Raw genomic sequence first — 13,164 nt, 5'->3', positions numbered from 1 at the left:
ATCTGATTGCGCCGACCGGGTGAGTCTCCGGGGCCGGGCCGCTCGCGCCCGCCGGGCGCGGACGCAGGTACGTCGGGTGAGACGGGGCGGTCAATTCCAGCTCACTCTCCTTCGCCGGAATCCGGGGGCGTCGGGGCCGGGCCCAGCGGCCCGTGGTGGCAACCGCCCTTGATCCAGGGCGGTGGCATCACCATGCGTGACACCTAGTCAACCCCTTGTACCGGTCATAGGGAAGGTATTTGTGACCGAAAGTGCTTGATCGTCAGGAACGAGTGCCCATCTTCTGATCAGCTATTGACCCCTTGGAGGGTTCCGTCGTCCGAAACGCCACAGGGGGTCAAGTCGACGGCCCCGCCCGGCAATTGCGGGACGGGGCCGTTCGGTGCGCGGGGGACGGAGGCCGTCCGGGGCCGTCCGGGGCCTTCCGGAGCCGGACGCCCGAGGCGCTCAGGCGCGCTTCACGCGCCCTTCAGATGCCGCATCAGCCGCTCGAAGTCCTGCCAGCCCGACAGATCCGAAGGGTCACCGGGCAACGGATAGTAGAGCGCCGGACGGGACTTCGGGCCGAGCTGCACCGGCGGCTGCGCCAGCGGAGTGCGCCGGGCGCGGTCCCCCGGCATCTCGCGCACCTCCTCCGCGCCGAGCACGAAGGCCAGCGGCACCCCCGGCCCCTCGAAGCGCGGCGGAACCGCCAGATCCCGGCGGGCCCTGCGGAGTTGGACCAGCATCGACTGGAGGTGATGCCGGGTCACGAGCGCCTCGGCCGTCTTCTCCAGCGCGTCCACCGGGGGCTCCTCGCCGGGCCCGTAGCCGAACGCCAGCGTGACGTCCTCCTCCACGCCCGCCTTCGTACGGCTGATCCGTACCGTGGCCAGGCCCGGCCGGTCCGGGCCGCCGACCACCACGAGCCAGGTCGGCTCGGGTGCCCGGTCGAAGGCGACATCGGTCAACCGGCGCAGCGACCAGGGCAGGTTGGCGGGTTCGGAGGTTCCCCATCCCGCGGGCGGCTGCCCCGTCAGCTCCTGCCACACCGTCTCCAGGGCTCCGCCCAGCACCAGCCGGTCGTCCGCCGGGTGGACCGTGCGGAACGAGATCGCCAGCTGCCGCTCACCGTTCTCCACGACCGGCCGGTAGGCGTCGGCCACCGGGGTGTGCGGGTCGTCGGGGGTGGCGTCGGGCGACTCCACCGTGGCGAACATGCCGCTCTGCCAGCGCAGTACGGCGCCGGACAGACCGTCGTAGTAGCCGTCCTTCTCGTCCTGCACCACCCAGCGCGAGGGCCAGCCGCTCAGGCTGTTGCGGACCGCGGGGGAGAGGGTGGTACCGGGCGAGGTGACGATCTGAAGGCCCAGTTCGGCGTGGGCGGCGGCCCGGAAGGCGTCCGAGAGCCAGGCCGTCATCGCGACCACCGGACGGTCCTGGATGATGACCGCCACCTTGTCGGTGAGCGCGTCGACGGCGGGCTGCGCGGCGGCGGGCGTGGGGGCCACGCTCACCTTGCCGGTCTTCACCACCGCGACGGACCGGGCGGCCTCCGGCGGCCAGGCGGACCCGCCCGCCAGCAGGGCGACCCGGGCCGCGAAGGTGCCCGCGAGCGCCTCGGCCTCCTCCACGCCGGTGGTGGCCCGTGCCTCCGTCCACCAGAACGGAACCGGCGGGGCGGTGGCCCCGAGCAGCCGCTCGGCCTCGCCCGCGACCTGCACCAGCAGCGGCGCCTCGATCGAGACCAGCGGCCTGCCCTGGTCGTCGCAGAGCTGCACGACGGCGTCCTCGCCGGTCGTCCCCACCAGCTTGTCCGGGCCGCCCGCGAGCAGCGCGGCGAGCACCGTCAGCGGATCGGGCATGCGCGAGGTGAGGGCGATGACGTCCTTGGTCATGTGGTCGGCCGTTCCTTCTTCGTCCGGGGGTGCGGAAGTGCGCTGGGGGCGGCCCGCCAGGGGCCGCCCCCAGCGCGTCACTCCGCGGTGTACACGGTCTGGATCAGACGGTGGGGCTGGCCTCTGCGGATGAACACCCCGCGGCCGGGCGGCTGCTGGGTCGCGTACACACCCGGGAACAGCTGGCCCTCACTGCGGTCGCCCGCCATCAGGAGCGCCGAGGCCCCCGACTCGCGCAGCCCCAGCACCAGCGGGTCGTACATGCCGCGCGAGGCACCCGCCACCCGGCGGGTCAGCACGAAGTGCAGCCCGATGTCCACGGCGGAGGGGATGTACGGCAGGAACGGCTCCAGCGGGGACTGCCCCGCCGTGGTCAGCACGTCGTAGTCGTCGACCAGGATCACGATCCGCGGACCGCTGCCCCAGCTGCCGGGCTCCAGGTCCTCGGTGTCCGTCCGCTCGTCCGGCAGCCGCTTCTCCAGCTCGGTGGCGATCCCGGCGGACAGCCCCGCGCACATCTTGGGGTTGTACGCGTACCCGCCGCGGAACTCCTCCGGGATCGCGCCGCGCAGACCGCGCCGCGGGTCCATGACGGCGAAGACCAGCTCCTGTTCGCCGTACCGCTCGATCAGCCCGCGCGCGACGGTCTTCAGCAGGTTCGTCTTCCCGCACTCGCTGTCGCCCAGGACCAGCAGGTGCTGGTCGTGGTGGAAGAGGTCGAGCATCGCGGGCGCGAGCGCCGTCTGGTCCAGGCCGATCGGCACCCGCCTGGGCTCGGCGACCGGTCCGGGCAGCAGCTGCGGCTCCAGCAGGTGCGGCAGGATGCGCACCGGCTGGGCGACCTCGCCGCTCCAGGTGGCGCGTACCGTGCGGGCGGTGTGCTCCAGCACCGCGCCCAGGTCCGACGCGTCCCCCAGACCGTCCGTACGGGGCAGCGCCACCTGCGCGAACAGCTTGCTGTCGGTGAGGATGCGGCCCGGCTCGTCCGGGGACAGGGTCTGCGCCAGCTTCCGGTCGATGCTCGACTCGCTGGGGTCGTTCAGCCGCAGCTCCACCCGGGTGCCGAAGTTCGACTGGGTGGCGATGCGCACATCGTTCCAGCGGAGCATGCCCGCCACGACATGGATGCCGTACCCGCCACCGCGCTTGAGGATGTCGACGACGGCGTCGTCCAGCTCGTCGAAGTCGTCGCGCAGCGCCCCGAACCCGTCGATGACCAGCACGATCTCCGCCGACGCCAGCTGCGGCAGCCGCCCCGCCGCGTGCAGGGAGCGCAGTTGCTCCACCGAGTCGATGCCGTGCTCGCGGAAGAGGTCCTCGCGGACCCCGAGCATCCCGCGCACCTCTTCGATGGTGCGCCCCGCCCGTTCCCGGTCGGCCCGGCCCGCGACCCCGCCCACGTGCGGCAGCCCGGAGACCGCCTGGAGCCCGCCGCCGACCAGGTCGAGACCGTAGACGCCGACCTCCTGCGGGGTGTGGGTCAGCGCGAGCGACAGCGCCAGGGTGCGCAGCAGCGTCGTCTTGCCGGACTGCGGACCGCCGATGACCGCGGCGTGGCCGCCCGCCACCGTGAGGTCCAGGTACCACTCGCCCTGCCACTGCTTGGTCGGGTCGTCGAGCAGCCCGAGCGGCACCTGGAGCGGACCGCGCCGCTTCGCCAGCTGCATCCCGCGCGGACCCACGTCCAGCGGCCCCGCCACCCGGTCCAGGGCGACGGCGTGCGGCAGCGGCGGCAGCCAGATCCGGCGCACCGGGCCGGCCGCCTCACGCAGCTGGTCGACGATGACGCCCATCTCGGTCGGCCCGGTCTCCCGGCGCCGCACCTTCGGCTCCTCCTGTGACCGCTCCGGCTCGGCCAGGGTGTTGAACGCCTCGTACTCCAGGGCGAGCGGACCGGTGTCCTCCTCCTGGTCGCGCTGGACCGGGCCCCGGTACGCTCCCGAGACGTAACTCGCCTTGAACCGCTCGTAGTGGCTGGTGTCGACCTTCAGATAGCCGAACCCGGGCAGCGGCGGCAGGTGGAAGGCGTCCGTGGTGTCCAGCACGGTCCGCGACTCGTCGGCGGAGAACGTGCGCAGACCGAGCCGGTACGACAGGTAGGTGTCCAGGCCCTTCAGCTTGCCGCCCTCGATGCGCTGGCTGGACAGCAGCAGATGCACCCCGATGGAGCGGCCGATCCGGCCGATGGAGAGGAACAGGTCGATGAAGTCCGGCTTCGCGGTGAGGAGTTCACCGAACTCGTCGATCACCACGAACAAGTGCGGCAGCGGGTCCAGATCGGGCCGCCGCTCCGCGCGCAGCGCCGCGTAGTCACCGATGTCCGCGACGTTGCCCGCGTCCTTCAGGACCTGCTGGCGGCGCTTTACCTCACCGGCGAGTGAGGCGTGCACCCGCTCGACCAGCCCCGCCTGGTTCTCCAGGTTGGTGATCACCCCGGCCACGTGCGGCAGTTCCGCGAACGGGGCGAAGGTCGCACCGCCCTTGTAGTCGACCAGGACCAGCGCCAGGTCCTCCGGCGGGTGGGTGGCCACCAGCGCGAGGACCAGGGTGCGCAGCAGCTCCGACTTGCCGGAACCGGTCGCCCCTACACAGAGCCCGTGCGGGCCCATGCCCAGCTCGGAGGACTCCTTCAGGTCCAGGAGCACCGGCTGGTGGGAGTCGCTGATGCCGATCGGCACCCGCAGGAAGGCGCGCTCGCCGCGCGGCGCCCACAGATACGACAGGTCGAGCCGCGCCACGTCGTCGATGCCGAGCAGATCGGCGAAGTCGACCGGACCGGACAGCGGCGCGTCCATCATCGATTCTGCGGACAGCCGCATCGGCGCCAGCATCCGGGCCAGCCCCTCGGCGAACGGGATGCTCACCTCGTCCACGGTGCCGTGCGCGCTGATCGGCTCCTGCTCGCGCAGGTCCTCGATGACCACCCCGTCGCCGTCCACGGTGATCCGGACGCTGACGTGCCCCGGCTCCTGGACCCGGTGCTCCAGCAGGTGCAGCACGCTGACGCCCATCTCGCGCAGCCCGACCGCGTCGTCCGGCCGCGGCAGTTCGACCGCGTCCTCACCGTGCCCGTCGGTCACGACGAGCAGCCGGGACGTCATCGCCAGCGCGTCCTTCCCGGACAGACCGCGCCGCACCTCCGCCGCGTACGAGGCGCGGCGGCGCAGCTCCGCGCCGATCTGACGGGCCAGCTGCGGCGCCGAAGGGGCGATCCGGCGGGCGGAGACCGGCCCGTCGAACTGCTCGGGGTCCAGCAGGTGCGGCATCCACTTGGCCCACTCCCACTCCGCCAGCCGGTCCCCCGGCACCGCGAGCGCCATCGCCACGTCGTCCGGGGCGTGCGTGGCGGCGGTCTGGACGAGCAGGGCGCGCGCGACGCGCAGGCAGTCCTCGCGCGGGCCGATGACGCTGATGTTGCCGACCCGGTCGAGCGGGACGGTGAGCGGGAGTTCGGTGCCGGTGCGGAACCGGTCCATCAGCGCGGACGCCTCGTTGAGCATGAAGGTGTCGGGCGGTGACAGGACGGACGAGCCCTGCTGGGCGACGGTCAGGTCACGGACCGGCATCTCGCCCGTGCCGATCCGCACCCGCAGGAAGTCGCCGTCCGTCCGGCGCCGCTCCCAGAGCCTGGCCGGGTCGCGGACTATGTCGTACAGGGCGTGCGGCGGAGGATTGAGGACGGCGGCCCGCTCGGCCCGCTTGCGCTCCTCGACGGACAGCTCCTCGCGCAGGTCCTCCAGGTACGCCAGATACGCCTCGCGCTGGGTACGGCGGGTGCGCTGTGCCTTGCCGCGCTGGGAGAAGACGAGCGCGAGGGAGCCGATCACGGTGACGACGAGGATGATCGCCCCGAGCCCGGCGAACTGGCTGTTGCGCACGACCGTCATCATCACGACCGAGGACATCACCCCGGCGACGGGCAGCAGCGACATCGCGATGTTGCCCGACTTGCCCTCGGGCAGGTTCGGCGGCGCCTCGATGGTGCGCGCCTCGGAGGCGGCCGGCGGCCGGGTGGTTCTGGCCGGGCGGTGGATCAGTCGGGTACTCATCGTCGTCCGTCACTCGAGGTCGGGCGGGGCATCGGTGGGTGTGCTGCCGATCGGCGATCAGGCGGTCAGTGGTACTGCTGCGAGAGCCGGAACACATCCGCGGCGAGCTGGGTGGCACCCTCCCGGGTCGCGTGGGCCAGCAGGTCGGTACGGATCTCCCCGCCAGCCGCCAGGTGCCGGTCGTACGGCAGCACCTGGACGCTCGCACCGGTGGCCTTCAGCTTCTCGACGGCCTGGCCGAGGTCGAGCCCGGGGTGCGGCACCAGCTCGCTGAGCACCACGACCGTTCCGGCGATGACCTGCCGGGGCAGCGACTGCATCCACGTCAGGACCGCGTACGTGCTGGTGACACCCTCCAGCGTGGCGGGGGCGGCCAGCACCCGGGCCTGGGCGGCGGACAGCGCGACCCGGGCGACCTCGGCGGGCAGCGTCTCGCAGTCGACGACCGTGACGCCGAAGTAGCGGCGCAGCGACACCATGACCCGCTCGTACGCCCGGCTGTCCAGCATCGCGCCGATCTGGCCCTGACTGCCGGGCAGCAGCCAGGCGTTGCCCGGGAGCTGCACCAGATAGCCGGTGATGTCCAGCAGCGACATCTGCGGCTCGATGATGCCCGCCAGGTCACCCGTGGTCCAGCGCAGCGACTCGGCGCCCAGCCGCAGCGGCAGCGAGCCGAGTGCCGGATCGGCCTCGACGAGCAGCACCGGGTCCTGGCGGTAGTGCGCGTACGTGGTGCCGAGCAGCGCGGCCACCGTCGACTTGCCCGCACCGCCCCGGATGGACGTGACGGCGATCTGCCGGCCGGTGGTCACCGGCTGCTGAAGCGTCTCGGCGGTGGCGGTGGTCCTGGCCACCTCGCGCGCCGCCGAGGAGGACACGCTCACCCGCAGCGCCCGCGCGGCCCGAGCGGCGAACGGCTCCCCGCGCCGCGCCTTCCGTCCGACACCGGCCAGTCCCCGGTCCACCACCGGACGGGAGTCGGGCGTCTGGTGGGGGGCCCGGGTACCGGGGGTGTACGGGGCGGCCTGCTGGGGCTGGGGTTGTGCCTGGGGTTGTGCCTGGGCCTGGTGCGGCTGCGGTTGCGCGTGGGGCTGCTGGGGGTGCGGGGGCTGCGCGGCGACCGGAGCGGCCACCACCTGCTGCTCCTGGTACCCGGGGTGAGCGGCACCCTGCTGGTACGGCTCCTGGTACCCGGCGTACGCGCCCTGCTGGTACGGCTCCTGATGCCCGGCGTACGCGCCCTGCTGGGGGTGACCGGACTGCGGGGCGTGACCGGGCTGCTGCTGGGGCGTCGCCCCGTACGCCTGGTGCTGCGCGGGCACGCCGTAGGCCTGTTGCTGCCCCTGCTGCTGCCCGTACTGCCCCTGCGCGGGATCGGCGTACGCCTGGCCTTGCGCGGGGTCGGCGTAGCCCTGGCCCTGAGCGGGGTCGGCGTGGCCCTGGGCGTCGGGGCCCTGAGCGTTCTCCTGGGCGGCGCCGCTCCTCATGGCGCGCAGCACATCGCCCTGCCAGTTGTCTTCGTTCGGCATGTCGGCCCTTCTCTTGCGCCCCGCTGCCCCGCCCGGAGCACCTGCGCGTCGACTCAGAACTTGTTGAGCAGCTGTCCGTACACGCCGAACACACCGACGGCCAGCGGGAACAGCCCCACCACACCGATGGATTCGACCAGATCGGCCATCCGCCGCAGCCGGACCTGCACATGCTCGGGCGGCTGCACCGCCAGGACGAGCAGCGGCAGCACCGCGGCCACCACCAGCAGGGCGAGCGGCCCGGCGCCCCCGGCGTGCTGCATCCACAGCATGACCAGACGCACGATCAGGACCGCCGCGGCGGCGAACAGCGCCACGACCTCGGCGACCAGCGGGAAGGCCCGCGCCCGGGAAAGCAGCACCAGCGCCACCAGCGAGGGCAGCGCCACGGTCCAGACGGACGGCTTCTCCGCCAGGGTGAGCAGCCAGCCTCCGGCCGCCGCGGAGACCGAGGTGACCACCGTCGCCAGGGCGAGGCCCCGGTGGGTGGCGGCCAGCGCGTTGCCCACCTGGTGGCGGCTGACGGAGGTGCCGGCGGAGCGTCGGTCGTCGAGCGCGGTGAGCCCGGACGCCGCCAGCGCCAGCCGGGGCAGCAGACCCAGCAGGACCACGGAGAAGACGGCCATCACGGCACCGAGCCGGGCCAGATCGTGCTGGACGGCGGCGACCGCCTCCCACACCAGGGTGATCGCGGTGATGGCGGCGGCGCCGATCAGCCCGCCCCGGCCCAGCGGCGAGAAGTAGCCGAGCAGCACGAGCGTCAGGACCAGCGCGGCGGCCACCGCGGCGAGCCGCGCCGTCCCCGACCAGTCGTAGGCGTCCGCGGCGGTCCACGCGGCGAGGACCCCGACGCTGCCGGAAGCCAGCAACAGCGCGGTCGCCAGACCCCGGTTGCCCTGCCCGATCTTCGCGATGAGCGCACCGGCCGCCAGCAGGACGAGCGTGGTGACGGCGAGCGCGCCGGTCAGCGCCTCCAGGGCGAACTCGCGCCGGGCGAGCAGCGCGGCGACCACCGCGAAGGCCACGGACCCCACACCCGCGCTCGTCCGCCGTGCGGAGGGACGCCAGCGCCAGGCCTGCAGATCGAGGTCGTCGGCCACCAGATCGGTGACGTCGTGCACGACCGGGGCGGGGGGAGCGGAGTGGGCCCGGACCAGCCGGAGCACCGCACCGTCCGCGATCCCCACCGAGGACAAGGTGCTGTCGTGCGGGAGCGCGGAGCCGTCCGACGTGATCAGCTGCCGCGTCATCGGGCGCGAGGCGGCCCGGTCGTCCAGCAATTGCAGAATATCCGGCAGCAGTTGCCCGATCGGGGTGTCCGACGGAAGGACGATATCGGCCCGGCGCCGCTCACCGACCAGAGTCACCCGGCTGAGCTGCGCTCGGGAAGTCGTTGCTGTGCTCACCACTTTACGGGAACCTATCATCGCGACGTTGTGAGGAGCCGGGCAGTCGGTGCGCCGATGCCACCGTGCCTTCTCGATCCCTATTCACGGGGAAAGCCTCGTGGAATTCTCTGGAGTTGCCGGCTTATTGGGGATTCTTCGTCGATTCCCCGGTTTTATCCGGTTGAGCCGTTTTGGCCGGCTGCTGGTACTGCTGTTCCTGGCGCTGCTGCTTCTGCTGTTCGGCTTTCTGCTTCTCCAGCATGTTCTGGACGAAGGACCACCCCACGCAGCCCGCGCACAGCACGGCGGCGATGGCGATCCCCGCGAACACCTTTCCCAGCCGCTCGTCGGCGGTACGCCGGGCCCGCTGTGCGCCGAACAGCAGCGCATCTCGCATCCTGCGCCGACGTACCGCCACCGACTCCAGGAGCTGGCTGTCGTAATCCCGTGCCATTCGTCTCGTCGTCCGTTGCCTCGGTGGTGCGTTGCATCAGTTGTGCGTTGCACCAGTCGTGCGTTGCGTCGGTCATACGTCGCGTCGGCCCCGGTCGCTCGGCCGGCGGCGCACTACGGGAATCCCCCTGATTAACTCCAGAAACATAGAGCATGGGCGAGCGGGCAGTACAGCCGGGTGGAGCGCGGTCCACCACCGCGAAGGGGCATTCCGCGGGCGTCGGAAAGCGGTCCCTCGACCGCCGCCCGACGCCTCGCACCGGGCGCGCGGGGGCCCGGCCGCACCACCGGCGACGGGCCGAACCGGCACGTCGGCCGTGCCGCGGCATCGCGGCGCGCCGGGTGCGTACGGCCTGGTCAGCTCGCGGCGGCGAGAGCCCTGACCGTGTCGGCGCTGGGAGCCTCGGTCAGGGAGCCGGGCACGACATGACTGCTCTTCGCCGGGTCGGACTGCTCGATCATCTCCGCCAGGGCGGCGGTCGGGGCCAGCCCCCGGGCCTTCGCGTCGTGGAGCCTGCGGGCCCACCGCCCGCCCTTGTTGAAGGCCTCGTCGCCCCCCGCCGCACGGACCAGCCAGCCGGCGGCATCGTCCGCGTCATTCGCCCATACGTAGCCGATGACCTCGCCGGACCGGTCCGCCACCGCCAGGTACTGGACAGGCTTGTCGGACGTGGAACCGTAGCGCGGCGGACCCCCGGGGGCCCGGTTGAACAACAGATCCTCGTTCAGTCGCGGATTGGGCCGCTGTTCGCTGCTCATGAGTGCGCCACTCCCTTGTTCGGCGGCAGGACCTCGCCGTAGACCTGGACCTGGCCATTCTCCATAAAGACGCGGGTCACCTTGAACTCGGAACCGCGGGCCAGGAGCAGTTCCCGCTCCGACGCGTCGAACTTGGACACCTTCTCCAGCCACAGGGCGGGCGTTCCCTTCGGCACGCGCAGGTGCAGGATCGCCTCCTTGCCCGCGAAGCTGGACACCGGGTGGTTGCCGAGGGACGTGGAGGTGTAGCCCTTGTCCGGGAACGTCTCGCCCAGCATGTCGTACGGGGAGCTCAGATTGAGGTGGCCCAGCCCGGTACCTCGGACGATCATGATGTCGTCGGGCACCGGACGTGTCGACATGACCCGGTCCATCTCGGCGATGTCGTGCAGTACCTCGGGCCGCGGACCGTATCCCGAAGTGCCGCGCAGGTACCCGTTCATGTCGTGGTACGACGGGAACGTCTCACCGGTGTAGTCCCAGAGCGCCTGCTTCGCGGACGGGTCGAGATTGTCCACGTAGTCGTTCCAGTAGTCCTGGCCGTACCGCATCGCCGCGACGTCGTCCGCGAACGGGAGCGTGCCATCGGCGAGTTCGGCCGCGGCGACCTGGTGCTTCTCGGCCGTGCTGAGGTCGTCGAAGTCGTCGGCCGACATGTGCGGCCGGTACGTGAAGTCGTCGCCCGGGACGCCGTGCCCCGCCCCGTCCGGGCTGGGGTGGCCGCCGGGCGGAGGGGTGCCGTCGTCGGCACCGTGGGCGAGGTCGTCGGGGGCGCCGTGCGGGTCGGGGTAGCCGCCGGGGGCGCCGTGGTCACCCGTGTGCGCCGTGTCGTCGGTGTGGCCGGCCGCGTCGTCGGCGTGCCCGCCGTTGTACGGATCGCTGTGGTGCGGGCCGTTGCTGTTCGGGCCGTCGTGACCGGGCGTACCGGGTCCGTCGTGGGACGGGGTGTGCGGGGCGTCCGGCGCGTGCGGGGTGCCGCCGGGCAGGTCGTGGCCCGGAGTGGCGGGGAAGTGGCCGGTGGGAACGTGACTGCTGACGCCGGGGACGTGACTGCTGACGCCGGGAACGTGGCCGCCGCCCGGGACGTGGCTCCCCGGGCCGTACGACACGTTGTCGAAGCCGCCGCCGGGCGGGTACGTCGGCATGTCGGGGATGCCGTTCCCCGCGTGCACGCCCGCCGGGACGGGCTGCTGGATCTGCCAGGACTTCGGCAGGCCCGAGGTGCCCGGGACGGTTTCGTGGGGGAAGGTGTCGTGCGGGATCGGGGTCGTCTCGACCACGCCGTTGGGGGCGACCAGATTGCCGTTGGGCTCCAGGAACCGGCCGTCGGGCAACTGCACCGAACCGTCGGGGAGTTTGGGGATCTCGATGCCGGAGATGCCCTTGAGGCCCTTGGTGATGTCGCCGATCTTGGAGAGTCCGGCGCCCGCGCCCTTGGCGATGTAGGCCATGGGGTCGATGACCTTGCCCGCCTTGCCCGCGGCGGAGAGGACCTTGGCGACGGCTCCGGCCTTCCCGGCCCCGGCCGCCGCTCCTCCGGCACCGCCGGTGAAGACGGTGGTCAGGACGTTGAAGGTGACGGCACCGGCGGCCCGGCCGGGGTTCTTGCCCCACTCGTCCCACGCGACCAGCGCCTTGCCGGTCTCCTTCATCGCCGTACGCGAGTCACGCAGCCAGGAGGGCAGCTTGTCGTCCGGCAGCGTCCAGAACAGGGCCCCCGCACCGGGAACGGCGGAGATGACCAGGCCGGTGGCCAGCTGGGCCAGGCCCTTCCACGCCTGCCCCATCGCGTCCCAGCCGCCGAACCCCACCAGCGTGCCCAGGCCCTTGATCGTGCCCCAGATCCCGTCGACGATCAGCCCGTCCCACACGAACGACTTGACCCAGTGCCCCACCTCGTACCAGTGGTGCTTCTCCTCGACCGGATCACCCCAGGGCAGCTTCGCGTTCTTCAGGTCATCCGCGTTGAACCCGTACTGGTCCTTGCGCTCCGAACCGTCACCCGCGACCATCTGCGTCCCGCCCCACAACGCGGTGATCTTGTTGTGGCACGTCCGCTCCGCCGCCCAGAACGCGGCGACGGTCGCGGTGATGTCATCGCGCAGCTGGTTGTGCTCCTCGACCTTGTCCCCGTCGTACTCCCACTCGTCATCGTCCTTGTTCTCGTTCACGAACGCCGTCGCGTCCGACTTCAGCCGCACGAGCTTCGTGACCAGCGGACGGATCTCAGCCGCGTAGTCCGACAACGAGACGGCGACCTTCTCCAGATCATCCGCGAACCCGTCCGCCCGCTCCTGCACCGGCTTCGTCGACGCGAACAGCTGCTCCGCCTCCGGAGCCCTGTAATACGCCGACAACGCCTGGAACCCGGTATGGACCGAAGACCCGGTCTCCCGGATATGACCCGCGTCCTTCGTCAAAGACGCGTGATCCTTCTCCAGCTGACCCAGATCACCCGTGTACTGCGGAATCGCCTCCGGCTTGATCACCGCGACTGCACCCCAGGCTTCTTCGGATCCATGTCCACCGCACCCAGCGCCTTGCGCTGCGCCTCGGCGGCCATGTCGAGGTCACCGTTCAGATAGGCGGTCGTCGCGTCGACCGCACCGGTCAGGGACTTGCCCGCACGCGCCGCGATGTACTTCAGGTCCGGCGTCGTCTGCTCGGCGAACTGCGACAGCGCCAGCGCGATGAGGCCGCCGACCGCGCCCTCCCCGTCCTTGCCGCCGCCGCCCTCGCCGCCGCCCCCGCCCTCGGCGGTGATCGTCCCCGCGCTCGACGCGGCCGACGACAGATGCTCCCCGTACGACGTCGCGTACGTCTGGATCTTCGCCGCGACCTCACCCGTCGTCTTCAGCACACCCTGAATGCCCTGCGGCTTCAGATCCCACCCGGTCATGCCTGCCTCATGCTCCCCGTTACCGAACTGACCTCGGACCCGCCCTCGGACCCGTCTTCGGACCCGGCCCCGGGTCCACCCTCGGACCCGCCCTGGGGCCAGATCCCCGGCCGTATCAGCCGATGTTGTCGACGGCGGCCTTCGCGCGCGTGATCGTGTGCTGCGCGGTGCCGTCGTTCTGCTCCAGCGTCGTCTTCAGGAGCTGGATGA

The 13,164-nt window shown here is 71.9% G+C and carries 8 protein-coding genes; all 8 read right to left on the bottom strand.

Features of this window, described 5'->3' with window-relative positions; genetic code table 11:
* Positions 1 to 458 precede the first annotated feature (458 nt).
* Entirely contained in the window at positions 459 to 1,877 is a 1,419-nt protein-coding gene (locus tag ACFVWY_RS34120; protein ID WP_389878816.1) for a DUF6177 family protein, read from the bottom strand.
* Positions 1,878 to 1,954: 77 nt separating this feature from the next.
* A complete protein-coding gene (gene eccCa / locus ACFVWY_RS34115; protein ID WP_389878815.1) occupies positions 1,955 to 5,926 on the bottom strand; it encodes a type VII secretion protein EccCa in 3,972 nt (1,323 codons plus the stop codon).
* A gap of 65 nt (positions 5,927 to 5,991) precedes the next feature.
* Positions 5,992 to 7,455 (bottom strand): MinD/ParA family protein, encoded by a 1,464-nt coding sequence (locus ACFVWY_RS34110; protein ID WP_389878814.1) that lies wholly within the window; start codon positions 7,453 to 7,455, stop codon positions 5,992 to 5,994.
* 53 nt (positions 7,456 to 7,508) lie between these two features.
* Positions 7,509 to 8,882 carry a type VII secretion integral membrane protein EccD gene (gene eccD / locus ACFVWY_RS34105; protein WP_389878813.1) on the bottom strand — a complete coding sequence of 458 codons (1,374 nt, stop codon included), beginning with the start codon at positions 8,880 to 8,882 and terminating at the stop codon, positions 7,509 to 7,511.
* 103 nt (positions 8,883 to 8,985) lie between these two features.
* Positions 8,986 to 9,297: a hypothetical protein gene (locus tag ACFVWY_RS34100; RefSeq protein ID WP_124716277.1), complete on the bottom strand. Its 312-nt coding sequence runs from the start codon at positions 9,295 to 9,297 to the stop codon at positions 8,986 to 8,988.
* Positions 9,298 to 9,653: 356 nt separating this feature from the next.
* Positions 9,654 to 10,055 carry a hypothetical protein gene (locus ACFVWY_RS34095; protein WP_389878812.1) on the bottom strand — a complete coding sequence of 134 codons (402 nt, stop codon included), beginning with the start codon at positions 10,053 to 10,055 and terminating at the stop codon, positions 9,654 to 9,656.
* The gene (locus ACFVWY_RS34090) at positions 10,052 to 12,544 is read right to left on the bottom strand and encodes an ADP-ribosyltransferase (RefSeq protein ID WP_389878811.1); all 2,493 of its coding nucleotides are present in this window, start codon (positions 12,542 to 12,544) and stop codon (positions 10,052 to 10,054) included. The genes ACFVWY_RS34095 and ACFVWY_RS34090 overlap by 4 nt, the downstream gene beginning before the upstream one ends.
* The gene (locus ACFVWY_RS34085) at positions 12,541 to 12,954 is read right to left on the bottom strand and encodes a DUF6507 family protein (RefSeq protein ID WP_389878810.1); all 414 of its coding nucleotides are present in this window, start codon (positions 12,952 to 12,954) and stop codon (positions 12,541 to 12,543) included. Before ACFVWY_RS34085 ends, ACFVWY_RS34090 begins: the two co-directional genes overlap by 4 nt.
* Positions 12,955 to 13,164: the final 210 nt, after the last annotated feature.

The sequence above is a fragment of the Streptomyces sp. NPDC058195 genome, from assembly GCF_042883525.1.
Taxonomy (GTDB): Bacteria; Actinomycetota; Actinomycetes; order Streptomycetales; family Streptomycetaceae; genus Streptomyces.
Note: the sequence above shows the minus strand (reverse complement) of the source record. Positions and strands in the feature narration are given on the sequence as shown.